Origin of the sequence: Moraxella sp. DOX410, from assembly GCF_032248735.1 — a bacterium.
GTDB lineage: Bacteria > Pseudomonadota > Gammaproteobacteria > Pseudomonadales > Moraxellaceae > Faucicola > Faucicola tetraodonis.
The window spans coordinates 1,235,510-1,260,947 of record NZ_CP135138.1; the positions used below are offsets into that span (position 1 = coordinate 1,235,510).

At 44.2% G+C, this 25,438-nt stretch carries 21 protein-coding genes; 7 read left to right on the forward strand and 14 right to left on the reverse strand.

Features of this window, described 5'->3' with window-relative positions; genetic code table 11:
* The first annotated feature begins 128 nt into the window (after positions 1-128).
* Positions 129-1,802, forward strand: coding sequence for a sigma-54-dependent transcriptional regulator (locus RNZ41_RS05460; protein WP_314026758.1), 1,674 nt, complete (start codon positions 129-131; stop codon positions 1,800-1,802).
* Here RNZ41_RS05460 and RNZ41_RS05465 read toward each other — a convergent pair.
* The 7 genes from RNZ41_RS05465 to pheA form a co-directional block, all read right to left on the reverse strand.
* Complete coding sequence (locus RNZ41_RS05465; protein WP_314026759.1) at positions 1,799-2,335, reverse strand: 2-amino-4-hydroxy-6-hydroxymethyldihydropteridine diphosphokinase; 537 nt, start codon at positions 2,333-2,335, stop codon at positions 1,799-1,801. The two genes, RNZ41_RS05460 and RNZ41_RS05465, sit on opposite strands and share 4 nt — an antisense overlap.
* Positions 2,336-2,548: 213 nt before the next feature.
* The gene (gene folB / locus RNZ41_RS05470; protein WP_314026760.1) at positions 2,549-3,076 is read right to left on the reverse strand and encodes a dihydroneopterin aldolase; all 528 of its coding nucleotides are present in this window, start codon (positions 3,074-3,076) and stop codon (positions 2,549-2,551) included.
* Positions 3,077-3,086: 10 nt separating this feature from the next.
* Complete coding sequence (gene rarD, locus RNZ41_RS05475) at positions 3,087-3,983, reverse strand: EamA family transporter RarD (protein ID WP_314027819.1); 897 nt, start codon at positions 3,981-3,983, stop codon at positions 3,087-3,089.
* Between the two features lie 197 nt (positions 3,984-4,180).
* Positions 4,181-6,415 (reverse strand): bifunctional prephenate dehydrogenase/3-phosphoshikimate 1-carboxyvinyltransferase, encoded by a 2,235-nt coding sequence (locus RNZ41_RS05480; protein ID WP_314026761.1) that lies wholly within the window; start codon positions 6,413-6,415, stop codon positions 4,181-4,183.
* Entirely contained in the window at positions 6,416-7,330 is a 915-nt protein-coding gene (locus RNZ41_RS05485) for a DMT family transporter (RefSeq protein ID WP_314026762.1), read from the reverse strand. It lies immediately after the preceding gene.
* Positions 7,331-7,334: 4 nt separating this feature from the next.
* Entirely contained in the window at positions 7,335-8,420 is a 1,086-nt protein-coding gene (gene hisC, locus RNZ41_RS05490) for a histidinol-phosphate transaminase (RefSeq protein WP_314026763.1), read from the reverse strand.
* 54 nt (positions 8,421-8,474) lie between these two features.
* Positions 8,475-9,584, reverse strand: a complete 1,110-nt coding sequence (gene pheA / locus RNZ41_RS05495) for a prephenate dehydratase (protein WP_314026764.1) — start codon at positions 9,582-9,584, stop codon at positions 8,475-8,477.
* A 433-nt stretch (positions 9,585-10,017) separates the two neighbouring features.
* On the opposite strand from pheA, the gene RNZ41_RS05500 reads away from it, so the two are divergent.
* Entirely contained in the window at positions 10,018-10,956 is a 939-nt protein-coding gene (locus RNZ41_RS05500; RefSeq protein ID WP_050324444.1) for a transaldolase, read from the forward strand.
* 85 nt (positions 10,957-11,041) lie between these two features.
* Here the strand turns inward: RNZ41_RS05500 and RNZ41_RS05505 are convergent, their stop codons facing one another.
* Complete coding sequence (locus RNZ41_RS05505) at positions 11,042-11,578, reverse strand: adenine phosphoribosyltransferase (RefSeq protein ID WP_314026765.1); 537 nt, start codon at positions 11,576-11,578, stop codon at positions 11,042-11,044.
* A 366-nt stretch (positions 11,579-11,944) separates the two neighbouring features.
* On the opposite strand from RNZ41_RS05505, the gene RNZ41_RS05510 reads away from it, so the two are divergent.
* From RNZ41_RS05510 to RNZ41_RS05520, 3 genes are all read left to right on the forward strand, one after another.
* Entirely contained in the window at positions 11,945-12,109 is a 165-nt protein-coding gene (locus tag RNZ41_RS05510; protein ID WP_007116674.1) for a rubredoxin, read from the forward strand.
* Between the two features lie 21 nt (positions 12,110-12,130).
* On the forward strand, positions 12,131-13,582 hold the full coding sequence (locus RNZ41_RS05515; RefSeq protein ID WP_314026766.1) for an FAD-dependent oxidoreductase: 1,452 nt from the start codon (positions 12,131-12,133) through the stop codon (positions 13,580-13,582).
* An 83-nt stretch (positions 13,583-13,665) separates the two neighbouring features.
* On the forward strand, positions 13,666-14,625 hold the full coding sequence (locus tag RNZ41_RS05520) for an alpha/beta fold hydrolase (RefSeq protein WP_314026767.1): 960 nt from the start codon (positions 13,666-13,668) through the stop codon (positions 14,623-14,625).
* Between the two features lie 4 nt (positions 14,626-14,629).
* On the opposite strand, the gene RNZ41_RS05525 is transcribed toward RNZ41_RS05520, so the two are convergent.
* The 4 genes from RNZ41_RS05525 to RNZ41_RS05540 all read right to left on the reverse strand — a co-directional run bounded on the left by RNZ41_RS05525 (position 14,630) and on the right by RNZ41_RS05540 (position 18,965).
* Positions 14,630-16,294 (reverse strand): ABC1 kinase family protein, encoded by a 1,665-nt coding sequence (locus tag RNZ41_RS05525; protein ID WP_314026768.1) that lies wholly within the window; start codon positions 16,292-16,294, stop codon positions 14,630-14,632.
* Positions 16,295-16,451: 157 nt separating this feature from the next.
* On the reverse strand, positions 16,452-17,093 hold the full coding sequence (locus RNZ41_RS05530; protein ID WP_314026769.1) for a hypothetical protein: 642 nt from the start codon (positions 17,091-17,093) through the stop codon (positions 16,452-16,454).
* Positions 17,094-17,148: 55 nt separating this feature from the next.
* Positions 17,149-18,180 (reverse strand): bifunctional demethylmenaquinone methyltransferase/2-methoxy-6-polyprenyl-1,4-benzoquinol methylase UbiE, encoded by a 1,032-nt coding sequence (ubiE, locus tag RNZ41_RS05535; RefSeq protein ID WP_314026770.1) that lies wholly within the window; start codon positions 18,178-18,180, stop codon positions 17,149-17,151.
* An 86-nt stretch (positions 18,181-18,266) separates the two neighbouring features.
* The gene (locus RNZ41_RS05540; RefSeq protein WP_312383568.1) at positions 18,267-18,965 is read right to left on the reverse strand and encodes a DUF8198 family protein; all 699 of its coding nucleotides are present in this window, start codon (positions 18,963-18,965) and stop codon (positions 18,267-18,269) included.
* A gap of 222 nt (positions 18,966-19,187) precedes the next feature.
* Between RNZ41_RS05540 and RNZ41_RS05545 the strand changes: the two genes are divergently transcribed.
* Positions 19,188-20,891 carry an ATPase gene (locus RNZ41_RS05545; protein ID WP_312383566.1) on the forward strand — a complete coding sequence of 568 codons (1,704 nt, stop codon included), beginning with the start codon at positions 19,188-19,190 and terminating at the stop codon, positions 20,889-20,891.
* A 193-nt stretch (positions 20,892-21,084) separates the two neighbouring features.
* Positions 21,085-22,953, forward strand: coding sequence for a SurA N-terminal domain-containing protein (locus RNZ41_RS05550; RefSeq protein WP_314026771.1), 1,869 nt, complete (start codon positions 21,085-21,087; stop codon positions 22,951-22,953).
* Positions 22,954-23,084: 131 nt separating this feature from the next.
* On the opposite strand, the gene fdx is transcribed toward RNZ41_RS05550, so the two are convergent.
* Together fdx and hscA are read right to left on the reverse strand one after the other, a co-directional pair.
* Complete coding sequence (gene fdx, locus RNZ41_RS05555) at positions 23,085-23,423, reverse strand: ISC system 2Fe-2S type ferredoxin (protein ID WP_160001864.1); 339 nt, start codon at positions 23,421-23,423, stop codon at positions 23,085-23,087.
* 39 nt (positions 23,424-23,462) lie between these two features.
* On the reverse strand, positions 23,463-25,415 hold the full coding sequence (hscA, locus tag RNZ41_RS05560; RefSeq protein ID WP_314026772.1) for a Fe-S protein assembly chaperone HscA: 1,953 nt from the start codon (positions 25,413-25,415) through the stop codon (positions 23,463-23,465).
* Positions 25,416-25,438: the final 23 nt, after the last annotated feature.

A 25,438-nucleotide genomic window follows, 5' to 3' on the forward strand; every position in this document is an offset into this window, starting at 1 on the left:
CTGGGCTATCATAAGTTAGCCCGCCATAACGTCTGCATTAGCTTGTTTTGCCATAGCTTACTGACGATAAAATGAGCGAAGTGTTATAATCCCTTCTAATTACATTGTGTTAAAGGTGTTGCATCTGTATGGCATTAGCGCTGATTATTGATGATGAAGTAGATTTGTGTCGCTTGATGCAGATGACACTCAAAAAAATGGGCATTGAAACCAAAGTCGCCTATGACTATGCCACCGGCATCAGCCATCTTCAAGCGTATAGTTTTGACTTTTGCTTAACCGATCTCAAACTTCCTGATGGCACAGGACTTGATATCGTTAAATTTATCAGTAAAAATTATGCCAAGACCCCCGTGGCAGTGATTACCGCTCACGGTAGCATGGATTTGGCGATTGAAGCGTTAAAATTGGGCGCCTTTGATTTTGTTAATAAACCGCTTGAGCTGTCGCGGCTGCGCCAGTTGGTCGAAAACGCCTTGAAGGTGGCGGAAAATGCCAATAAACTCAATTGTAAAGAAGTCTATGATCCTTTTAGCAATCGCCTAATCGGACACTCTAACGCCATTGCCCAGCTCAAAACCACCATCCAAAAATTGGCGCGTAGCCAAGCGCCCGTATTTTTGTGGGGAGAATCGGGCACCGGTAAAGAAGTCGTTGCCAAGCTTATTCATGATTTAAGCCCGCGCTGCTCTGCCAATTTTGTGCCTGTTAACTGCGGCGCCATCCCATCAGAGTTGATGGAAAGTGAGTTTTTTGGGCACAAAAAAGGCAGCTTTACTGGGGCTACCGCAGATAAAGAGGGGTTATTCCAACAAGCAAATGGCGGCACGCTATTTTTGGATGAAGTAGCGGATTTGCCGATTTCAATGCAAGTCAAATTATTACGCGCGATTCAAGAAAAGAAAATCCGACCAATTGGGAGCACCCAAGAAATTGCCGTGGATGTGCGCCTTTTATCCGCTACCCATAAAAATTTGGCTAAGCTTGTCGAAACGGGTGAATTTAGACAAGATTTATATTATCGCATCAACGTGATTGAAGTAAAATTACCAAGTCTCAATGAACGGCGCGATGATATCTTACTGTTAGCCAATCATTTTATCGCTTTGATTGCAGACGATTGGGGACTAGCGCAGCCACCGACATTATCCAATGAAGCCGCGGTTCAATTGGCAAACCATCACTTTGCAGGCAACGTGCGTGAATTAAGAAATATCTTAGAGCGCGCGATTACTCTAGCTGATGATAATGTGATTAAAGCCCATCATTTGAATTTGCCATTATCAGCCGCCAACGTACCGCCTGACACTCCTAGAATCCAAAAAACCCATGAAACCACAGAAAACCCCAATCACCCCGTCTTATCAACCCCGAGTCAACCGAGCGCGCCAAAAGTTGTGCCATTAGCCGAGCCTAAATCCGCCGTAAGCAGCCCCATCAATACTTCCTATAGCAGCAACTTGTTTGCAAGTGGTTATAAAGTCAAACCCAATATTCAACTTGCGCCTACACCCCAACCCAACCATGAAGCTTTAACCTTAAACGCGCCGATAGGGGGTATCAATGCGCATAATTTAGCCCACCCCCCCGCTGAAGAAGGTCAACTGCCTGCCGAAGGGCTTGAAGAATATTTGATAAATCAAGAACGAAAAGTCATTATCGCAGCGCTCAACCACAGTGGTTGGAATCGCACCCAAGCCGCTAAACTGTTAAATACAACGTTTCGCTCACTGCGCTACCGTATGAAAAAATTGGGCATTGATAGTGACAGTGATATTAATAGCGATAGCGATGAGGATTAAAAACTTCGGATAAAGGACAAATCAATATTTTTTGATAAATCCACTATCCCTACTTGGTCATAACAAGCTAGCGGAAACCGCCGGCGGATGCCTAACCACTGGTTTGCTGATTTAGCAAATAGCACAAATCGATTGCCTTTTTCATCGAGCTGATTGTCGATATTGTCAATTTGATGCAGGCATTTTACCGCAATGATATCAATGTCTAATGTAACAGCGGGTTTTTGGTACAGAAGTCTGTCTTGTTGCTGTTCAAACTTCTTGGTGAGTTGTAACCACTGCCAATAATCTATGGGCTGCGCAAAGTTTAAATAAGCCACTTGGTTAAAATAAACCGGTGTATTGGATGTTTGCTTGTTTAAATTGTCATCACTACAGGTATCTTCACTGGGATGAATTGCACTGAGGGTCAAAGTGCCAAAGTTTTGCAGCCAGTCTTTGGCTTTTGCTAAATAATAAGGTTGTTTGACATTACTGGCTAACGACAAAACACAGGCTTCGATGACTATGACATCACGCGGTGGTACACTCATACTCAAATGCTCAAATAAACATATTTTTTGCTTAGGCTAATTAGGGCGTGTCCCTAATTCGGAACAAAGTATTTTTAATGGCCTAAAAATGCCTAAATCTGGCAAAACTGCGTTAAATTGTTTGACAATATTCCAATATTATCTGCACAATTTGCCTTGTTTTGCTGGCGATTTAGTCTATTTTTAGCCTCATTATCCAAATAGGGACACGCCCTAATCTTGCTGAAAACGGGTAATTTTAACCCCGACACTATCGGCTTGTTTGATGGCGGTGGGTTTGTGAATCGTCACTGTGACTTTTTCTGGGGCAAATTCTGCCAAAATCATCTCAGCGACCAATTGCGCTAACCGCTCTAACAGCGCGACTTTGTTGGCAATGCTCACTTCAGCCACGCGCTCACTGACACTTTTATAATTGATGGCATCTTGAATATTATCAGTCTGCGACGCTTGGTATTGACAGCCCACCATTTCAATATCAAAAATCAACGGTTGGGTTATTTGCTGCTCCCACTCATACACGCCAATCACGGCATCGACTTTGAGACCCTTAACAAATACCATATCCGTTGAATTACCCGTCAGCTTGATTGGCTGATTGTTGGACTTTTCGTTTGCAATCGCGTGCAAGGCATCCGCCGCTGAATATAGCGATTCATGCATGGTTTTTTGTGTGGTAGCTTGCGTGGTGCTGTGGGGCGTTTCAAGCTTAGTTTGTTGGGTGGTTTCTGGTGTAGTCATTTTACTCTCGTTAGGTATTTCGTTGTTTGATTAAATCATAGCTAAAAAATACCAACCCTGTCCAAATAAAGGCAAAGGTAATCAATTTATAAATGTTAAAAGGCTCATGATACAAAAATATCGCCAATAAAAAAATCATGGACGGGGTCAAATAATTTAAAAAACTCAATAAACTAAAGTTGACCATTTTGGTAGCTTTATTAAACATTAATAGCGGTATCAAGGTCACTGGCCCTGCAAGCATCAATAAAAAAATTGATGGCGACAGCCAAAAATCTAGCTGACTACTAGCAACATCATGCATAGCAAACCAGCCAATAAATACCGGCACCAATAATGCCGTTTCGATAAACATCGCAGACAGCGCATCAACCGGCGTATGGCGATGCATCAAACCATACACAGAAAAGCTACTCGCCAACAATAACGATACCCACGGCAATTTACCCAGCACGACCAACTGAATCGCCACGCCTATCGCTGCCAAAATCACTGCCATCCATTGCAAAGGACGCAGTTTCTCTTTGATGACCACAAGGGATAGTAAAATACCCATCAACGGACCAATATAATAGCCCAAACTGGCTTCCAAAATCTGATCATGATTGACCGCCCACACATACACCAGCCAATTGACTGAGATAATCGCCCCCGAAACGGCAGTATAAAGTAGCCATTTTGGGTTGGCTTGAATCACTTTTAACCAGTGCCAGTTTTTAGTCACTGTCATGATTAATAAAATCGTGACAAACGTCCAAATAATTCGATGCCCAATGATTTCAATCGCATCATAATCTTTGAGTAGCTTAAAATACAGCGGGAAAAACCCCCAAATCAAAAAAGCAGCCAGTGCGGTCAATACCCCTTTGGGGGTGGTCACTACGGTTGGTTTTTCATGGTCAGTCATATCAACAGCACGGGTCGGAATGTCACTATTGATGATATCAATTGTTTGATTTTCGGGGATTTGATTTTTCATTAACACAACGATAAATTTTATTTTCTGTAAAAAAGTAAAAACTAAGAAAGTCATAGTCTATCTTAGTTTTCATGTCATCCATGTAAAGACTTGCGACAGTGATACAAGTTTAGCTCACCTAGGATTTAGTCAGTCACCACTGTAACTTGCAATCCTGCACTATTGACCAATTCAGCAAAGTTAGGGAAGCTGGTATTGACCGTCTCAGTACCATGAATGGTAATCGTATCACTTGCGCGCAAACTTGCCACAGTAAAACTCATGGCAATGCGATGATCATGGTGACATTCAATCTCACCACCGCCAAACACCTGTGTCACATCACCGCGACCTTCAATTTCAATGCCATCATCGAGTACAGTACATGCAATTCCTAAGGTTTTTAGCCCATCTGCCATGACTTGAATACGGTCAGATTCTTTAACGCGTAACTCAGCTGCGCCATGTAGCACGGTTTTACCCGTGGCACAACTTGCTGCCACAAACAGCACAGGGAATTCATCAATGGCGAGCGGCACCAAGTGCTCAGGAATCTCAATACCTTGCAATTTTGAAGATTTCACCACGATATCGGCAACTGGCTCACCGCCGACGGTGGTTTCATTGGTCAATGTCAAATCAGCACCCATCAGCTTTAGGATATCAATCACGCCGGTGCGCGTGGGATTGATGCCTACTTGTTTGATGGTCACATTGCCTTGTTGGGCGATGGCGCCTGCCACCATAAAAAATGCCGCGGATGAGATATCAGCAGGCACTGCGATATCACATGCCGTTAATTCGCCGCCCCCTGTCACACTAATTTGATTGCCATTGTGCACTTTTGACACTGTCACAGGATAACCAAATGCCGTCAGCATGCGCTCGGTGTGATCGCGCGTCACTTCTGGCTCAATCACTGTGGTAGTGCCTTGTGCCCATAGCCCTGCTAGCAGCAAACACGATTTCACCTGCGCTGATGCCATCGGCATTTCATAGCGGATACCTGTTAACGTTTGATTGCCGGTGATGCTAATCGGCGGCGTACCCTTTTCGCCCGTGGTTTGGATTTTGGCACCCATGTCACGCAGTGGCTTGGCGACTCGTTCCATGGGACGTTTGGATAAACTCGGGTCGCCCGTCATCACCGAATCAAATTTTTGTGCTGATAAAATACCTGATAACAAGCGCATACTGGTGCCTGAATTACCCATGTATAGCGGATCATGCGAGGGTTTTAACCCATGTAATCCAACCCCATGAATCACTACCCTGCCCTGATTGGGACCTTCAATCACTACGCCCATATCACGAAAGGCTTGCAAAGTAGCGAGTGCGTCTTCACCTTCCAAAAACCCTGTCACCGTGGTGGTACCTTTGGCTAACGAACCAAACATAATTGAACGGTGAGAGATAGACTTGTCTCCCGCGACAGTGTGACTGCCTTCAAATTGTTGCGCGGGGGCGATAACGTAAGTTTGCTTCATGGCTTGTTTTTCCAAATAAGGCGTTTTATTTAACATATGTCCAAAATGTTGTCGGGCGGCTTGGGCTTGGGTTAATATACCCAGCATCTGCTCAGAATCATTGGTCTCGATAATTGCTTTCAACTGGCTTAATTGCTCACTAAATTCATCAATGGCATCGAGGAGCGCGGTTTTATTGGCATAAAAAATATCATGCCACATGGTTGGGTCGCTGGCGGCGATACGGGTAAAATCCCGAAAGCCACCCGCCGCGAAACGAAAAATATCCATATTGTCGTTGTGATTGGCTAGTTGCGCGACTAGATTGTAGGCGAGCAAGTGGGGTAAATGACTGGTACGCGCGAGCACCTTATCATGATAATCCGCTGGCATGGTTACCACTTCTGCGCCAGTCTGCGCCCATAGTGCAATCACTTTTTTAACGGCTTGTTTGCTAGTGGTATCTAGCGGCGTTAAGATAATTTTATGGTTATCAAATAGTTTGGCATTACGCGCATCAATCCCTGATTTTTCTGCCCCTGCAATCGGATGAGCTGGCACAAAGCCTTTGGGCATATCCTCACCAAATACCGCACTGGCGTCTGCAATGATATTGCCTTTGGTACTGCCCACATCCATGATAATGGTTTTATCGGTAATGATGGGTTTGATTTGCTCAAAAATCTTTTTGACCGCCTGTACCGGCGTGGCTATCACCACCAAGTCTGCCCCTTGTACTGCAAGGGCAGCATCATCAAACCCTGCATCAAGCAGTCCGTAGCTGATACCTTTGTCAATGGTTGATTGTGAACGGCTGACCGCCACAATTGATTTGGCCAATTTTTTATCACGCATGGCTTGCGCCAAACTTGCGCCGATGAGCCCTAGCCCAATAAAACACACTTTTTCAAACATTTAACTTACCGATTTTTTATAATTTGCTAAAAAGACTGCCAATGCAATCAAAATCCCACCCAAAATAGTGCTGATGGTTATTGTTTCGCCCAATAAAACCACACCCAACAATACTGCAATGAGCGGAATAAAATAAATATACAGCGAGGTTTTTACCACGCCCAAATGCTTATTGGCATTGGTCCACAACACAAAACACAAGGCGGAAGCGATACCACCTAAAAACAGTAAATTTGCCAGATTGATGGGCGTAAACGCGTGAAGGTTGATAAAGGCTTCACCTGTCACAAGCATATACAGCGACGCGGTGATTATGCCATACGAAAACACTTTACGCATGCGTACCATCGGGTTGAGCGCATCTTTAATGGCACTGTTAGCAAACCCAAAGAACGACCACGCCAACCCACTTAATAGCGCCAAAATATTACCTAGCATGCCATTGGTTAAACTCATCGGCTGATTAGCCAGTACCAACGCCACGCCAACCAACGCCATCACACAGGCAATCAACAGCAACTTGCTAAAAGCATGCGTTTTAATGACAAAACTGGCAATCAGCACCGTAAACAAAGGTGATGCTGTGACTAGCAGCGCCGCGTTACTGCTATAGGTATATAGCAAGGCGGTATTTTCTAGCAAAAAGTACAGGGTGATACCGCACAGACCCGACAAAAAATACAACACTTCGTTTTTTACACTGCTAAAGGTTTGCAGTCTAGGTGACATGGCAAACAATAGCCCATAGGCAAATAACGACCGATACAGCAAAATTTGAATGGGCGACATATCCGCCAGCAGCACCTTAGTGCTTGCTAATGTTGTTCCCCAAACAATGACCACAAATAACGCTAAAAAATGCCAAAATACTTCACCATTTTTTTCTAACTTTTTTTCTAACCTTTTTTCTAACATTGGCTTAGCTCAATACCTGCGCCAACGTATCTAAAAAACGGTTAATTTCTTCAGGCAAACCCACACTCACGCGTATCCAGGCTGGCAGACCATACCCAACCATCGGTCGCACTACCACACCTTGCTCAATCAAGGTTTGGTAGATGTCCATGCCATCGCCGACATTAACCATCACAAAGTTGGTAGCCGATTTGACATAGACGACACCTAAGCTATCCAATCCATCATACAGGGCTTGTTTTTGCTCATGGTTAAACGCCAAATATTGGTTAATAAAATGTTGGTCTTTAATCGCGGCTGTGGCGGCGGCATGCGCCAATGTACTGGTATTTAACGACTGGCGCGTATAATTTAAAATCTCGGCAATGCTTGCGCTGCTTACTGCATAACCAATGCGCAAGGCTGCCAGTCCATAAGCTTTGGAAAAGCTACGTAGCACAATGACATTGTCATACTCTTGGGTCAAATCTACACAGCTGAGCGTTGGCACAAATTCGATGTAAGCCTCATCAATCACCACCAACACCTCCGATGGCACTTTTTTGATGAATTTAATCAGATCATCTTTGGCGAGCACGGTGCCGGTGGGGTTGTTGGGATTGGTGATAATCACCATTTTACAATTGGCGGTTTGATTGACCGTCTCAAGCATCGCAGGCAAATCATGAGCAAAATTTTTGGCAGCGACTTGTTGGGTTCGCTCACTAATACCCAAAGACGCCAATTCGTAATCCGAAAACGCGTATTGAGAATACACAATCACATCATCGCCATCGGCAAAGCTTGCGGTAATGTTATTGAGTAATTCATTAGAGCCATTACCCAACACAATTTGTTTTGTTTCGCAGCCCAAAAAATCAGCTAACGCTTGTTTAAGCCCCTGCCCTGCACCATCGGGATAACGCGATAATTCCCCCAGTTTTGACGTGATTGCCAAGGTCACGTGTGGTGAGCAGCCGGTTGGGTTTTCATTGCTCGCCAATTTGACGATGTCACCCAAGCCATACTCACGGGTCAGCTCTTCATTGGATTTGTCCATTTCATAAGCTTTTAACTGCTCAATACTGTGATTGACCGATTGGATCGTCATATCAAAACCTTTCGTTGATGATGGATACTGATAAAATTTTATTGCCAAAAACGGTTAAATTACCGCTTTTGGATAAGCGCCTAATACCCGTAAATCTTTGACTTGGGGACGAATCTCAGCGAGCGCGGCTTGCATATTGGCATCGTCAATATGACCAAGCATATCAATAAAGAACACATAAGCCCATTTGTTTGGACGCTCTGGGCGGGTTTCGATACTGGTCATCGACACCCCATGTTTTGCGAGTGGCTGCAATATTTGAATCAGCGCGCCCGCCTGATCTTTGGCTGACACTAAAATCGAGGTTTTATCTTGACCTGACGGCGCTACTGCTTCGCGGCCAATGATTAAAAAACGTGTGGTATTGGACGGCGTATCTTCGATATTTTCAAATAGTCTGTGCAAATTATATTCGCTTGCTGCCACTTCCCCTGCAATGGCGGCTGAGTGCCACTCATTTTTGATACGCCGCGCCGCTTCACCATTGCTAGAGACTGCGACACGCTCGACATTGGGATAATGGGTATCTAACCATTGGCGGCATTGGGCAAGCGCTTGGCTGTGGGCATAAATTTTTGAAATTGCGCCCACTTTGGTATGCTCACCCACCAAAAACTGATGATGCACCGGTAATTCTACCTCACCAATGATTTTTAAATCGGAGGATAAAAATCCATCAAGGGTATGGTTGACCACCCCTTCTGAGGAATTTTCCACAGGGACGACGCCATACATGGCAGAGCCGGCTTCCACTTCACGAAACACATCAGCAATGGTCGATAGCGGCACTGTGGTAGCGGCTTTACCAAAATGCTTCAGCGCTGCCATGTGGGTAAAGGTACCTGCAGGGCCCAAATACGCAATTTTTTGTGGCGCTTCTAAGTCCAAACACACCGACATAATCTCACGGAACAAACGCGCCATCTTATCCGCTGGTAGTACCCCGCCCATAGATTCGTTGCGCGCCATCACCTTTTTTAGCACCTGTGCTTCTCGCTCTGGGCGATAAAAAATCGGATTGTCTTCTTGCGTCTTTTTGGCTTTGGCTACTTGCACCGCATAGCCTGCTCGCTCGTTGATTAATCGCTGGATTTTTTCATCCACTTCATCAATTTTTTGGCGAAGTCCAATTAATTCATCATTGCTCATCGTTTGTTCATTCATAAAATTACAACTCAACAGTCAACACTGACCTGCGCGATAGGATTGAGGGTCATAAATCACAGGCAGCCTAGCTTGAAATATACTTTGAAATATACCTTGAAATATACCTTGAAATATACAAAGTTACCAAATGGCTTTATAGCAGAAATTGCCTAATACTAGCACAAATCACGCCTGTTAATCGAGTTTCGCTCTGCGCTTTTTCATCACAAATAGTGATATAGACACAATATTTTTGGCATACCCTAAAAAAAAATTGGATTATTCGGCTAGGCGCTTAACAAATACTGGCAAAATAGAAAAAAAAACTAGCGATTGTCACAATGTTTGTGATAGCTTTTGACATAGGTTAAACAACATTGAATGAAACTATACCATTTTGCCCCTCATAGGTTATCAGTGACATGCAGCAATTTGACATTTAGGAAAGTACATGACGAGCAGCTTAAACCAATTAAAAATGATGACAACCATTGTGGCAGATACTGGGGATTTGCAAGCGATTGCCCGCTTAAAACCAGTCGATGCGACCACCAACCCAAGCTTGATTACGAAAGCATTGTCAGCGCCACAAATGCAGCCTATTTTAATTGAGACCTTAAAAAAATACCCCAATGATATCGATGCGGTGATTGATGAGCTCACCATTTATATCGGCACCGAAATTTTAAAACTGATTGATGGTCGTGTTTCCACTGAAGTTGACGCAAGGTTGTCTTATGATACCGATGGCACAATTGTCAAAGCGCAGCAATTTATCAAAGCCTATGAAGCCGCCGGGATTGATAAAAAACGCGTACTCATCAAAATCGCTGGCACCTGGGAAGGCATTCAAGCCGCCAAAGCGCTAGAGCAACAAGGTATTCATTGTAATGTGACGCTGCTATTTGGCTTGCACCAAGCCAAAGCCTGTGCCGATGCCGATGTTACCTTAATCTCGCCATTTGTCGGACGGATTTTGGATTGGCAGAAAAAAGACGAAGGACTCGATAGCATCGAAATCAGCCGTGATAAAGGCGTGAGCTCAGTCAAAACTATCTATCATTACTTCAAACAGCATGGCTACACCACCCAAATCATGGGCGCGAGTTTTCGTAGCATTGAGCAAATATTAGCTTTGGCAGGTTGTGACTTATTAACGATTGCGCCTGATTTGCTAGACCAACTTGCCACGATGGACGTCAAAGTCGAGCGTCAGCTATTCCCAGACATGAAATTTATTGACCTCAAAAAGGAAACCCTCGATGAGACACAATTTGCCGAACAACATGCGCTTGATCCTATCAGCCAAGAATTATTATCTGCTGGTATTGAAGGCTTTATCCAAGCTCGAGAAGCGTTAGAGCAAACCTTGAGAGGCTTGGTTAACTAAGCGTTGTTAATTAAAGCTTAGTTCATTAAATTTTTGTTAGCGGCTAATCATGTCCTTTAATCATGATTAGCTCCATGCCACCCCATTAGCCTTTAGCTTGCAACACAGTATAAAGTGGTATAGCAAGCGGTTGATGCAAATCCACCAAATCAAGCAGTACAAGTGCGCCTAATACCTGATGCCCTGCGGCCTCACAAAGTCCCACCGCGGCGCTCAAAGTACCGCCTGTCGCCAATATATCGTCCACCAACAACACATTCGCCGGCGCAAGTCCCGCCTGCATCTCTAAAGTATCACTACCATACTCTAGGGCATAGCTTTTATTCGCCACAGGCGGTGGCAGCTTGCCTTCCTTGCGTACCAATACCATGCCTTTGCCTGTTCGACCCGCCAACAGACTAGCAAAAATAAACCCCCGCGCTTCAATGGCGCCAAAGCAATCAACCGCCTCAAATACTGGCTGTGGTATCGCTGCCAGTAACGCATCGATTACCGCATTGACGTGAGCGCGCAATAATGGCGTGATATCATAAAACGCAATGCCTGGTTTGGGAAAATCAGGTACCACTCTGATGATTTGCCAAAATGGGTGTGGTGAATCAGGGGTGATAGTTGATTGCATAGGATTGACCAAGTTCAGAAAAAATAAGTGTTAAGTAAGAATTAAGTAAAAATTGCTAAAGCGTGCCTCATTCTAGCAATTTTTTCCTGCTGAGCCAATCAAGGTTAGGGATGGCGTTAAGTATTTACTTTAACCATGATTAATAGGCTAGGCTTGGGCGAACTGATTTTAAAATTTTGATATGGGATTGAATGTTGCCTGTCATTGGCTTGCTTGTTTCAGTGCATACTTGTAAACTATCGCAAGTTAAATTTTTAGGTGATTGCGTAAGTTTTGCATGGTTAACATACTGCTCGGCATTGTAATTGCAATTTTTATCCTTATCTTCAATAGCAAAAGTTACCACTAATATAGGGAAAGTTATCAATGAAAAAATATCAATGTATCGTGTGTGGTTGGGTGTATGATGAGGCACTGGGTTGCCCAGAAGAAGGCATCCTTCCGGGTACACGCTGGGAAGATATTCCCGAAGATTGGACTTGCCCTGAATGTGGGGTTGGTAAAGTGGACTTTGAAATGATTGAACTATAATAAATATAATAAGGTTTTATCATGCAATCAACTCACAATGCCGATAATGCGAGTGTCGATAGTACCAGTGACAATAGTGTAAGCTTAAACAGTATCAGTTCAAATGACGCCCCTATTGCGCAACTGTCAAATACACAACCACAACCTGTAATCATTATTGGTTCAGGCATGGCGGGCTATACGCTAGCGCGTGAGCTCAGAAAGCTAACGGCTAGCTTGCCGATCGTCATGGTGTGTCAAGACAGTGGTGATAGCTATGCTAAGCCAACCTTGTCAAATGCCTATGCGCAAAACAAACTTGCTGATAGCATCGCCAATGCGAGCGCGGCAAAAATGGCAGAAACATTAAACCTGACCCTATTAAATTTTCATCAAGTCACTGATATTAATGCCGCTGAACAAGTCATTGTGGTTCGCTCGTTAATCAATGAAGCGTCTCAAACAACGCTTGCATATCGAGATTTGGTATTGGCGACAGGCGCGCATTCTAGACTGTTACCCAATCTAGCTGTCAATCATCAAACCATTTTTGCCGTCAATCATCTAGATGAATACAAAAGCTTTCAGCAGCGTCTAAACACCCTAAAATCTCAAAAATCAGCGCCCGTTAAGGTAGCGATTATTGGTGCAGGGTTGATTGGTTGTGAATTTGCCAATGATTTGATTGGTCAAAATACCGGTAACCAGACCGCTGACATCACAGTAGCTCTCTTTGATAAAGCGGCACGCCCACTGTCTCAGCAGCTACCTAGCCAGGCAGGTATCTTGCTACAAGACGCTTTGACTCAGTCAGGGGTAGCATTTTATTTAGGCACTGATATCACCAGTATCACGACAAACCTTAATAAAAATATTACTACAAATATTAATACAAGCGATAATGCAACCGTGACTATCTCGTTTGACAGGGATAAGCAATCACAAACCTTTGAAGCGGATATTGTTTTGATAGCGATTGGTTTGGTGGCTAATACTGACCTTGCCGCATCAGCGAACATTGCCATAGCATCGTCACAGCACATCAATCCTACAGTAACCCATTTACCAAGAACAGTGCAGCAAGGCATCAAGGTTGATGCGTACCTAGCCACATCGGCCAAGCATATTTATGCCATTGGCGATTGTGCCAACGTGATGGGTAGCTATATGCCCTATGTCATGCCATTGATGAACCAAGCCAAAGCGTTGGCAAAAACCTTAGCCGACCCTAACATGGCGCCGACCAAAGTGGTGTATCCTGCCATGCCAGTGGCTATCAAAACACCTAGTTTACCTTTGGTGGTATTACCCGTATCAGGGCAGTACAGTGACGATCAACTGTATTGGCAAACGACCCTAACCACTGATGGAATGGTCATGACCGCCCATCCAAAAGATGATACCAATAGCATTTTAGGGTTTGTATTAGCCGGTAGAGAAGCAGCAAAACAGCGCTTAACGTTAACCAAGCAAGTGGCGGATTGGCTTTCTTAGCTGCCACGCTCGTGCAACGAGTCATCTAATGCGGCAAGTTAATTCAACACCCCACTAGCAGATTGATATTTTTGGAATAAATTATGGATTTAGCCAAATTTAATTTTGAACCCTCAGTGATTACGGACTTTATGCAAAGTGCCATCATTGATATTGGTGATGAATTACAACTGTGTGTTGAAGTTGGTGGCAATCCTGATCATCCGCCCTTGCTGCTGATTATGGGCTTAGGCTCGCAGTTGGTGTTTTGGCCAGATAGTTTTGTCAAAGGCTTGATTGATGCAGGCTTTTTTGTGATTCGTTTTGACAATCGTGATATCGGGCTATCCTCAAAAATCGCCCGACCCTTCCCGCGTTTTCCCACCAACAATGTCAAAATGATGCTGCGTATGCAAGTGGGTTTGACGAACCGTCATTTTCCTGTGGCATATAACTTATTTGACATGGTGGAAGATACACGCCGCTTGCTTGATAAGTTAGCGCTAAACAATGTGTATGTGGTGGGGGCATCTATGGGCGGGATGATTGCGCAAATTTTGGCTGCCAAATACCCAAAACGCGTGTCGACACTGGGTCTCATGTTTACCAGTAACAACAAGCCATTTTTACCACCCACCAAGCCAAAGCAGCTGCAAACCCTACTGTCACATCCCAAAACCACCCAAATTGATGACGTGGTCGCATACGGCGTGTGGTGTATGCAGCGTATCGGCTCACCCAATCATGTGGATGAAGAGGAAGTAGAACGACTCATTCGTTTGCGGTTTGAACGTAGTTATCACCCACGTGGCGCGCTTCAGCAGCTGCAAGCAATATTAGCCACTGGCTCTATTGTTAAATTCGACCAAAAAATCAAACAGCCAACTATTATCATTCATGGGGAAAAAGATGGACTGGTGCCACCGGCGCATGGTCGGGCGATTGCCAAAGCGATTGCGCACAGTGAGTTTCATTTGATTAAAGACATGGGACATGATTTGGCAAAACCCTTTATCCCTACGATTGTCAAACTGCTAGCCGATCATTATATGAAGCATGTTTAAGGCGCTAATTTAACAACCGCCACAATACAAACACCACGGCAATCACATAAAAAATTGGTGCAAGCCAGCTACTCACCTGCCAAACGGCATGACTGGCAATCATTTGCGCGATGAATAACGCACCCACAAACCCAAGTACCGCAAGCCAATCCTGCTGGCGACTTTTGAGCATATCTGAGCGAATTTGCTGTATTTCACGCAGCCGCTGATCTTGATGAGCGCCTAGATTTGACAGACTTTGCAAACTGTTATCCAACAACTGTGGCATATCATTGAGACTTAGTAACAGTTCAGGTAATTGCTTGCGTAGCTCGCCAATTTTTTGCATCGGGTCAAATTGCTGCTTCACCCAGCCTGTCAAAATCGGTTTGGCGAGCGACCAGATATCAAGCTCAGGGTATAAATCCCTTCCTAAACCTTCCACATGCACTAGCGTTTTAAGCAGTAGCATTAATTGCGGCGGTATATCCAAATGATAGCGACGAGCAATATCAAGCACCGACATGAGCACACCTGCAAAATCAATGTCGTTGATTGGCTTACTAATCATCGGTGACACGGTGCGGCGCATATCGCGCATGAGGGCGTATTTATCGGTATTGGGTGGAATCCAGCCTGCCCGCGCGATAATATCCACTAGACCGGTAAAGTTATTGTTCATCACCGATAATAAAAGCCTTGCCACCATCATTTGGTCAGCTTTAGATAGCTCGCCCACGATTGAGCAATCAAGGGCGATATAGCGGGGATTGGGATTTGGGGTATCGGCTGGCAGCGTTTCAACAAACACATTGCCTGGGTGCATATCGGCATGGAAGAAATTATCTCGAAACACTTGGGTGAAAAAAATCGTTAATCCTTTTGCCGCAAGTGCCGCCCTATCATATCCAAGCGCATCAAATACTTGGGTTTGCGAAATCGGCACCCCAACAATGCGCTCCATAATCATGATGTTTTTGCTGGCTTGATACACTTCAGGCACATACATCATCGATGAACCCAAAAAGTTGTTACGCATTTGGGTGGTATTGGCAGCTTCAAGGGTTAAATCAAGCTCATTGAGCAAGACTTGCCGATAATCTTCAACGATATCGATAATATGTACGGCACGTGCCGCTTCAATCCGTGCCGATGCCCACCCTGCCAAATCGCGCAATAATTCAAAATCTTCAATAATCTGTTCACGGATGGTTGGGCGAACTACTTTGACTACCACTTCACGCCCATCATGCAGGCGTGCGGTGTGTACTTGCGCGATGGATGCCGCGGCTAACGGTGTACCATCAAATCTAGCAAATAGCTGATTGATAGTTTGCCCCAAACCGCCTTTTTTTGTCGATTGTTCAATTTGCTCGATAACCGTATCGACACTAAAGGGTTTCACCCTGTCTTGCAGGTGCACCAACTGCTCAATAATCTCAGGGGTGACCAAATCACGACGCGTGGAAAGCAGCTGCCCTAATTTTAAAAACAGCGTGCCCATCTCTTCAAGCGCCAGCCTTACCCCGTCTGGATGAGGTTTTTGAAAATAGCTGGCAGGGTGCATACGGATAAGCTTGGCAATGGGCTCAAGCTGCGGCGTCTCTTCAATAGGCAGATGGGTATCAACACGATAATGAGCGGCAATGCGCCACAGTTGTAGAAGACGTTTGCGATGATTTAGTAACACGTTGGCAACTCGTTAGAAAGCTTATCAATGGTGGGAATTCTAGCATGATATAAGCAATTTTTTAATGGTTAAAAAAAGACGGGGATATAACCCGTCATGTTGATTGTGCAAAAGCAACTTTTGCAATAAATTTACTTCTGCAATCTACTTTTCCAATCTACTTTTGCAATAAAGCCGCTTGCTGTTGCTTGATGGCATCGAGTTTGGCTTGTTCACGTTCAATATCCGCCCGCAGTTTTAGTAGCTGTTGCTTTAACTCATTGCCTGCATTGTCATCAGTATTTGCATCGTTGGTTTTCCACTCTCTGATATTGGCAATATCGGCAAACATCTCTTTGGCAGGTATAGCGATTGTGCCTTTTAGGTTGGCTAATAGATTAGACAGTTGACTTGCCATCGGTAGACCAATCAGAGGTTGCAGTTTACCAATGATATCAGGGTCAAACCCAGCGACTAATTGTTTGACTTGCATCAGCACTTTATAATCGCCCTCAATCGGCAGATTGCCTTGTGGCTCGCCCATCAAATTGAGCAAATGCACAGGGTTGTCCACTTTGACAACACAATCAGGTTTGCTTACCACGGCGCTACCTTTAGGTTCAAAAACATCAACCGTCACAGGTTCAAAGCGGATATGGTCATCATTAAAAATCGTATCAAATTCAATGGCTGGCTCTGTCATCATTAGGCGCAAAACTTTACCCGATAACGGTTGTAGCCCTGCTTGGGTGATGGAGTCAGTGGCAATCGCTAAATTAACCACTTTTTCAATGCCTGCGAGTAGTAATACAGTAAACATCTGATTCTCTTTTAGTATATAAATTTCAGTGAGCTATTATATTTTTCGCCATCCATTACTTTTTAAACCCACGATGTACCGCCACGATACCGCCTGTTAAGTTGTGATAATCACAATTGACAAAGCCTGCCTCTTCCATCATGCCTTTTAAGGTGCGTTGGTCTGGGTGCATACGGATAGACTCTGCCAAATACTGATAGCTTTCGCTGTCATTCGCCACCAATTTACCCATGAGTGGCAATGCGGTAAACGAGTACAAATCATACACTTTACCAAATGGCTCAAACACAGGTTTTGAAAATTCCAAAATCAGCAAGCGCCCGCCTTTTTTGAGCACCCGATACATCGAGCGCAGTGCCGCGTCTTTGTCGGTGACATTGCGTAGCCCAAAGCTGATGGTCACCAAATCAAAACTTTCATCTTCAAATGGTGCCAGCGTCTCAGCATTGGCGAGTACAAAGTCGACGTTACTACAGCCTGCATTGAGCAGACGCTCACGACCGACCTCTAGCATCGCTTCATTGATATCGGATAATACCACATGACCTGTGCGACCCACCTCTTTACTAAAGGCTTTTGCCAAGTCACCTGTGCCGCCTGCGATATCTAGCACCCGTTGACCGGCACGCACGCCCGTTAGGCTGATGGCATAGCGTTTCCACAGACGATGAATACCCAGTGACATTAAATCATTCATGATGTCGTATTTTTTGGCAACAGAGGTAAACACTTCTGCTACTTTTTCTTGTTTTTCAGCTTTTTTGACGGTTTTGTAGCCAAAATGGGTTTCTTCATTACCATCAGTGGCTTCGGTATGCGGATTGTAGATAGCTGATTTATCAAAACCGCTAGTTGATTGCGCTGATGAATTATTAGGAATAGCGTCATTGGGGATAGCGGGTGCAGGGCGAGTGAGCTGCTGACCTTGGGGCACGGATTCTGGCAAATCAGCTGTGCCAGTAAATTGACGGTTGATGGTGGTGTCAGCTGTCAGTGATTGTTGTACTTGGCTATTGAGTTTGTCATTGGCTTGGAGGCTGTCTTTAACCAAGCTGTCTTGGATTGAATTATGGTTATTGTCGTTCATGTGGTTTCCTAGTGAGGTCATCGCCAATCAAAAATTGGCAAAGTTAAAAGCGCAAAGGTACTGCAAAATTTTTTTCTATTTTATCACTAAACATCAAAGGGATGTTCTTTGCCAGCATGCACATTGGTAATGATTTGCAACTCTTTTTCACAAAATGGCTCGATAAAGGCACCAATACTTTTAATTGGTTTGATAGCAGCAAAACCTTCGGCGATAAAATCATATAACGGCTGAAAGCCTTTTTTGTACGCTGTGCCTTTGGCAAGTGAAAATGCTTTTTGTAAGATAAATGATTTAAGATATTTGTCTGTGCGATAGCACATTTGTTTGAGGTCAGCAATCTGCTGGCGTCTTGCCGACTCTGCATTGACGGACTGATAGGCTTTAATCATGGATGGCTCATCCACGGATAAATTATTCTCTTGTAAATATTGAGCAAGTTGTAAATCAAGCTTAATGGCGTTAATCGCTTCGATGATACCGGCTGCGCCTGTGCTCACGGCATTGGCAGGGATAAATTTTTCTAGTTTTTCAGCCTTTTGCACCATGCGCTCTAGCTGTTCAGCGAGCACATTGAATTTTTCGCCCCCATATAGTTGGTCAATTAAAAATTCCCCCATGGCTTGGTTGTTGGCGCTGGCAAATAACGCTTGGTGGGTTTTATGAATACGACCGCGTTGCCAGGCTTGTACTTCACTGAGTTTTTGCGCTAACTGGGTATCGCTGTGGTATGGAAGGGCGCGAAATTGTTTTAAATCTTGTTCTAATTGGCTTAAGCTGCTCATAGGGCCTCGATTTTTTTGCAAAATTTTTAAATTCAAAACAGAGAAACTGCAGTTTATCCATTGTATAAACCCACAGTAAAATGAAGTTCTGTGCCGCATTACCTTAATGTAAATCCACCAAAAATACAAATCGTAAATTGTTCACCGGTAGGATAACTGCTATCTTTTAAAAAAATGAAGCGGTCATTAGCAAAATTTTGGGTATTTCCCTAAGAAGGTCGTATGCCAACGCAAAATAGCAACAGTTTAAACAATAGCTCAAATAATAACTTAAATAACAACTTGAATAATAATACAGCCGCGTCTGCACCCACCAATCACGCTGCCAAATCTCCCAAAACCGATAAATTTCACAAAACGCCACCTGCAACGCTTGAGGCACAATTAAGTTTTGACTTGATTACCGAGCAAACCACCCTACGCGAGCAACGGGCTGGCAAAAACTCGCGCGGGTTACTCATCTTGGTGAATGGCATGGAAAATTCGGGCAAAGGCGAAGCGGTTAAAGCGCTAACCGAATGGATGGACGCACGCTATATCAAGGTTCATGCAACCATGGGACAGCATCCCAGCCACTACCAACCGATTTGGCAACGTCACACATGGCAACTGCCTAGAAAGGGTGAAATTGCCGTGTATTTTGGCAACTGGTACGCTGACTTGATTCGTTATGTGTTTGACTGTGGCGATGATATAGATGAACAGCGCTTACAGCAAATGATTGAAGACATTGAGGCGTTTGAACAAGATTTGGTCAATAACAACACCGATATCGTCAAGTGCTGGTTCTCAGTCGATAACAAAACCCTAAAAAAACGCTTGACCGATGAAGAGCCTGACCCTGAACAGTTGTACCATTTAGATTGGTTTCGAAAAAAAGACGTGAAACGTTTCAAACGCTTTAGCAGCAAGCTGATGGGGTTACAATCAAGCTGGCACCACATAGATGGACAGGATATTGATGCCTCAAATATCCAATTTGCCAATGTTGTATTAGCAGCGCTGCAGACCATGAACCAACTAGCTACAGCCGATGATGCCCAAGACAACCCAGCAAAAACTGATAAATCAGCTAACCCTAAAACGGACAAAAATCCTGTTAAACCCAACCCACTGCCTTTTAAACCCACCCCTCTGATTGATGAGTTGGTTAGCGTCGATAACCAAGCATTAGCAAAGGCAGACTATAAAAAACAACTGCATAGCAAACAACATATACTCGCTGAACTGATTCGTGAGCGAGGTCAGCGCCATATTATCTTTGTCTTTGAAGGCATGGATGCGGCAGGCAAAGGCGGTGCGATACGCCGCATCATTGCCCCACTCGACCCGCGTGAATTTACCATCCACGCTATCTCTGCACCGACCGAAGACGAATTAAAACACGCCTATCTGTGGCGTTTTTGGACGCGCCTGCCCCATGATGAAATGGCAGATGTGGATATAGCGTATTTATCGCAAAAATTCAAACGCAATAAATGCGTCGCCTTACTCAAACAACGCCTGCATAATAGCCGAGTGACCATTTTTGACCGTAGTTGGTATGGTCGTGTACTCGTTGAGCGTATTGAGGGCTTTGCAAAAGAGGCAGACTGGCAACGTGCTTATGACGAAATCAATCGCTTTGAAAACGACTTGGTACAGAGCAATGCCATTGTGGTCAAATTTTGGCTCGCTATCAGTGAAGAAGAAGAACTTAAACGCTTTAAAGCGCGTGAAGAGACGCCCAATAAGCAGTTTAAAATTACCGATGATGATTGGCGTAACCGCGCCAAATGGCATGAGTACGTGCAAGCCGCTTCCGACATGATTCATTTAACCCACCATAAAAAACGCCCTTGGTATGTGATTGCCACCGATGATAAATATAGCGCAAGACTCAAAATCCTTGACGCTATTATTTCCGAGCTATCTAAGAATTTATAACGCGTTATCTAAAAATTTATAAATTGCTAATAAGCTGCCTTTTTACTATTTTGCTATATCTTAAAACTGTCTACCCAACTTGATGAAAGATAATGATTTTGGTGGACAGTTCCCCTATAATATCGTGTTTGATTTGATTATTTAGCCTGATTAGTTATCCTTAATAAATCCATCTAAACTGCAAGTGAGCAATATGGAATCTTTACGCAATTTTTTGAAAGGTTGGATGGGCAAAGCCTTGCTCGTTCTTTTTTTACTTCCTTTAGCCATCACGGGTTTTGAGTCAATTGTCCGTAGCGGAGATGACCCCAATGCTGTCGCCAAAGTTGCAGAGTTAAATATCGATAATGCTACCTTGCAAACCATGATTAACAATCGCCGCGAAACTTTGCTTGAGCAAGTGAATGGCGATGCAAGCCTACTTAATAGCGATAAATTACGTGAGCAGATGCTGCACAATTTGATTGACCGTTATTTGATTATCAACCAAGCCAACCAGCTTGGTTTTACTGTGTCCGATGCCACCATTACCCAAATGTTGATGGCAGAAAAAACCTTCCAAGACGCCAGCGGAAAATTTTCTAACGAGTTGTTTGCTAGCTATTTAACCAGTCGCGGCATGACCAAAGAACAATTATTTGATTCGGTCCGTCAAGACTTGTTGGTGACTGCCTTTAGCCGCGGTATCATTAATACAGGGATTTTTGCGCAAGGGAGTATTGATAAACTTATGTCAATGCAGTCTGAGTCGCGCCCTGTGCAAGTGCTGCGTTTGGACTGGCACAGCTTTGCGCCGCAGGTGCAAGTGACGCCGCAAGAGATTGCAAGTTATTATCAAAAAAATCAAGCGACACTTAAATCTAGTGACATGGTGGATTTAACTTATTTAGAACTCAATAAAAATGCCCTGCCTGTTGCTGCCCCAACGGCTCAGGAATTGCAGCAACAGTATCAAACCTATTTGAAAAATAGCAACAACCAGACCGAATACGAATTGGCAATGATTTTGATGAATGGCGGTCAAGCACAAGCCACCTTAACCTCATTAAAAAGTAAGCTTGATGCCAATCAAGCGGATTTTGCGGCACTTGCCAAACAGTACTCGCAAGATGAAGGTAGTAAAAACGATGGCGGTAACATCGGTCCGATTACCCAATCGATGTTCCCCAATGATTATGACACCATCATGACCCAAATCAAGACCCTAAAAGTCGGTCAAGTCACGAGCCCCATCAAAACCAACTATGGCTATCATTTATTCAAATTGGTAAAAATCAATGGTCAAACCCCACCAACCATTGAAAGCTTGACGCCTGTCTTAACCGAACAAATTATGGCGCAAAAACGTGAAGCCGCCTATCAAGATTTGATTGGTAAAATCAATAATGACGCAGTTGCTGGCGCTACTATCACCGAGCTTGCCAATCGCTATAAATTAACCGCCAAATCGATTAAAAATTATCCTAAAACCAATAACTCGTCTGCACTGAGTCAACCTGCTATTGTAGCGGCAGCATTTGAGCCACTCGCGCTGCAAGAAGGCAGTGTGTCAGTCGGCATAGATGTCTCTGATAAAGTGGTATGGTTACAATCAACCAATCACCGCACTAGCAAACTCATGACACAAGCAGAAGCTGAGCCGGTTATCAAAGCCAAGCTTATTGAAGAGAAAGCAAAAAGTTTAGCCGTGGCAGAGGCCAATGCCATCGCTGCCAAAGTCAAACAAGCCAATTCAATTGCGGCGGCGGGTGCCCCATTCCAAGATTTGGGGATTGTGACTCGTCAAGACAGCAAACTGAGCGATGACGAGCGTGGTGTGGCATTTAGTCAACCTGCTGTTAACAATCAACTAGCGGTCATGACCCGCCCTACTGTATCGGGTGCAAGCGTGATTGTTGGTGGTGTTATCAGCAATGACAACGCCCAAATCACACCGCAAGTCAAACAACAAACTGCCCAAATCGTGCGCGAAAATATCGGTCAGTCTCAGTTTGAGGATTATTTAGCATACCTAAAATCCATCACTAAAGTTACGATTAAACCGCAGACTGCTGCGCCATAATATGCTGTGAATAAATATGCGCTGAATGAGTCAGCGCCTTGTTCTAGCAATAACGAGTGTTTAGCGATACGTAGCGCCATCAAAAAAGGCTTACTAAACATGATTAGTAAGCCTTTTTTTATCGGTTGGTATTAATGATTTTCAGAGGCGTGATTGATGGTATATTTTGGAATTTCAATGGTCAAATCTTGATCGTCGATGATGACTTGGCAAGATAGTCTTGAATTTGGCTCTAGCCCCCAAGCGCGATCTAACAAATCAGCTTCGATATCATCCATTTCCTCCAAGCTATTAAACCCTTTTCGCACGATAACATGGCAAGTAGTACAAGCTTTTGACATATCACAAGCATGCTCAATTTTCACGCCTTTTTCTAGCAAACCACGGCATAGATTATCGCCTTCATTGAGTTCAATCTCTGCGCCAGTGGGGCAAATTTGGTGATGCGGTAATACAGTAATTTTTGGCATAGCAATCTCTTAACGATTAATAGTCTTATGTATTCAAAATTAATTTGACCAATCCGCGGTTGAAGTGCCTTTCATGGTTTCATTGACCGCTTGGTTCATGATAAGTGCAGCAAAATCATCACTATGAACTTTTAGCTGCGCGCTCGCTGTTTCTAGCTGGGCTTGTTCAGCACCATCAATCGCCTGTTGAACATCAGCCATCGAGGTTTGCAGTGTATTTTTCTGCGCATCGGTTAATAAAAAGCCAAATTCTGCAAGCGCGGATGCTAGCGCCAACAATTCTCGTTTTGCTTCTACTCGACTTTCAATCAAGCTACGCTGCAATCGATCTTGCATGGCAAAATCAAAGCCTGCTTTGAGCAGTTTTTCCTGCTCATCTTCTGACAATCCATAAGACGGCTTGACTTGAATTTGGCTTGCTTTGCCCGTTGTCAACTCTTTAGCCCAGACGGTTAACTGACCATTGGCATCAATTTGAAAAGTAACTTCGATACGCGCCAATCCTGCTTTCATCGCTGGAATATCAGTCAGTTTAAACTGCCCTAACGAGCGGTTGTCAGCCACCGTATCGCGTTCACCTTGTACCACATGGATAATCATACCATTTTGGTTATCTTGATAGGTTGTAAACACCTGTTTACGCGTCACAGGAATGGGCGTGTTACGCGGAATAATTACTTCGGTAAGACCGCCCATAGTCTCAAGCCCCAAGGATAAAGGCGTGACATCAAGCAGCAACACCGTATTTTGCTGTTGTCCGATTAATTGGTCAGCATATTTGGCTGCGCCTAACGCGACGACTTCATCGGGATTGATGCGTGACAGTGGCGGCTGATTAAACGTTTCTGCCACGATTTGCTGAATCAATGGCATTCGTGTCGAACCCCCTACCAATACCACTTCATCAAGCTGGGACTTTTCAAGTCCAGCATCACGTAGCACTTGCTCACACACCGCTAATGTACGGTCAGTCACAGGCTGGATGATTTGACGAAGATTGCTTTGGGTTAACACAATGTCAAAAGCTTGACCGTTGATTGAAAGCTCGGCAGTCACTTGGTCTGTTTTTGACAACTGCTCTTTAAGCGTGCGAGCCTGTACGTTTAGCAGTTGTTTTTGATGGTTATCAATGGTTGATGGATTCAAGCCTGTTTGTTGAATGAGCCAATTAGCAATCAGGCGGTCAATATCATCGCCACCCAGTGCGCTATTGCCACCCGTTGCCAGCACTTCATACACACCGTGATTGAGCTTTAACACCGATACATCAAACGTGCCGCCGCCCAAATCATAAATGAGATGATACGCTTCGTCTTGTGCTTGGTTCAGCCCATACGCCATCGCGGCAGCCGTCGGCTCGTTTAATAATCGAATCACATGAATGCCTGCCAATTTAGCCGCATCTTTGGTCGCTTGGCGCTGTGCTTCATCAAAATAAGCGGGCACCGTAATCACCGCACCCACAATACTATTGTCAGGTAACGCCAATTTTGCCCGATCATACAGATGTTTTAACAAGATACTTGATACTTCAACAGGGTTTTTAGCACCTTGTGGGGTTTGGATACTTGGCATGACATCCACATCACCGACTAATTCATAGGGATGATTGAACTTAATATCCTTGATGCTTCGACCCATAAACCGTTTAACCGAGCGTACAGTATGATTTGGTGCTTGTTCTGCCATTGCTTCAGCATGACTACCTACCAAAGTTTCTGGATTACCATTGTCATCTAAGCCAAAATACACCACCGAGGGCAAAAGCTTTTGGCAATCGATACCTTTTACCTGATTAGCAATTTGACTGTCGTCATTGGCGTTATTGTCACTAGATTGACACTCACTAACTTTATCGCCAATCACTTGTGGCTCGCCTGAACGGACTACCGCTACCAGTGAGCGCGTGGTTCCTAAATCAATTCCTAAAGCAAAACGATGCGCATGGGGCTTGGCACTTTGATTGGGTTCAGCGATTTGTAATAACGACATAAATTGGACCAATTAAAAATAGA

Bases quoted from the DNA above. Each gene is read 5' to 3' on its own strand.
- RNZ41_RS05460 (WP_314026758.1), top strand. From the start codon at position 129: ATGGCATTAGCGCTGATTATTGATGATGAAGTAGATTTGTGTCGCTTG.
- RNZ41_RS05465 (WP_314026759.1), bottom strand. From the start codon at position 2,335: ATGAGTGTACCACCGCGTGATGTCATAGTCATCGAAGCCTGTGTTTTG.
- folB (WP_314026760.1), bottom strand. From the start codon at position 3,076: ATGACTACACCAGAAACCACCCAACAAACTAAGCTTGAAACGCCCCAC.
- rarD (WP_314027819.1), bottom strand. From the start codon at position 3,983: ATGACTGACCATGAAAAACCAACCGTAGTGACCACCCCCAAAGGGGTA.
- RNZ41_RS05480 (WP_314026761.1), bottom strand. From the start codon at position 6,415: ATGTTTGAAAAAGTGTGTTTTATTGGGCTAGGGCTCATCGGCGCAAGT.
- RNZ41_RS05485 (WP_314026762.1), bottom strand. From the start codon at position 7,330: ATGTTAGAAAAAAGGTTAGAAAAAAAGTTAGAAAAAAATGGTGAAGTA.
- hisC (WP_314026763.1), bottom strand. From the start codon at position 8,420: ATGACGATCCAATCGGTCAATCACAGTATTGAGCAGTTAAAAGCTTAT.
- pheA (WP_314026764.1), bottom strand. From the start codon at position 9,584: ATGAATGAACAAACGATGAGCAATGATGAATTAATTGGACTTCGCCAA.
- RNZ41_RS05500 (WP_050324444.1), top strand. From the start codon at position 10,018: ATGACGAGCAGCTTAAACCAATTAAAAATGATGACAACCATTGTGGCA.
- RNZ41_RS05505 (WP_314026765.1), bottom strand. From the start codon at position 11,578: ATGCAATCAACTATCACCCCTGATTCACCACACCCATTTTGGCAAATC.
- RNZ41_RS05510 (WP_007116674.1), top strand. From the start codon at position 11,945: ATGAAAAAATATCAATGTATCGTGTGTGGTTGGGTGTATGATGAGGCA.
- RNZ41_RS05515 (WP_314026766.1), top strand. From the start codon at position 12,131: ATGCAATCAACTCACAATGCCGATAATGCGAGTGTCGATAGTACCAGT.
- RNZ41_RS05520 (WP_314026767.1), top strand. From the start codon at position 13,666: ATGGATTTAGCCAAATTTAATTTTGAACCCTCAGTGATTACGGACTTT.
- RNZ41_RS05530 (WP_314026769.1), bottom strand. From the start codon at position 17,093: ATGTTTACTGTATTACTACTCGCAGGCATTGAAAAAGTGGTTAATTTA.
- ubiE (WP_314026770.1), bottom strand. From the start codon at position 18,180: ATGAACGACAATAACCATAATTCAATCCAAGACAGCTTGGTTAAAGAC.
- RNZ41_RS05540 (WP_312383568.1), bottom strand. From the start codon at position 18,965: ATGAGCAGCTTAAGCCAATTAGAACAAGATTTAAAACAATTTCGCGCC.
- RNZ41_RS05545 (WP_312383566.1), top strand. From the start codon at position 19,188: ATGCCAACGCAAAATAGCAACAGTTTAAACAATAGCTCAAATAATAAC.
- RNZ41_RS05550 (WP_314026771.1), top strand. From the start codon at position 21,085: ATGGAATCTTTACGCAATTTTTTGAAAGGTTGGATGGGCAAAGCCTTG.
- fdx (WP_160001864.1), bottom strand. From the start codon at position 23,423: ATGCCAAAAATTACTGTATTACCGCATCACCAAATTTGCCCCACTGGC.
- hscA (WP_314026772.1), bottom strand. From the start codon at position 25,415: ATGTCGTTATTACAAATCGCTGAACCCAATCAAAGTGCCAAGCCCCAT.